Source organism: Fructilactobacillus sp. X2R5C3 (assembly GCF_059901325.1).
The window spans coordinates 1-239 of the sequence record NZ_JBWXUY010000063.1; the positions used below are offsets into that span (position 1 = coordinate 1).

Here is a 239-nt window from a genome sequence, read left to right on the forward strand (position 1 = left end):
GGTGTCTATCGAATCACAGGCGAAAATAAGCACTGGAATAAGCATGTCATCGATGAATTCGGAAACTATGATTATTTAATGTTTGCCAATATCGATTACAGCCTGCCGGAAGTTCGTCAGGAAATGATTAGTTGGGGAAAATGGATGGTTGATACGTTAAAGTGTGATGGTTTTCGTTTGGACGCCGTCAAACATATCGATTATGAATTCATCAATGAGTTTCTCCAAGAACTCATTCC

At 39.3% G+C, this 239-nt stretch carries 1 protein-coding gene; it reads left to right on the top strand.

Annotated features, from left to right (window positions below; translation table 11 throughout):
• A partial coding sequence (locus AC6UDE_RS07170; protein WP_500697059.1) for an alpha-amylase family glycosyl hydrolase occupies positions 1-239 on the top strand: 239 nt, incomplete at both ends.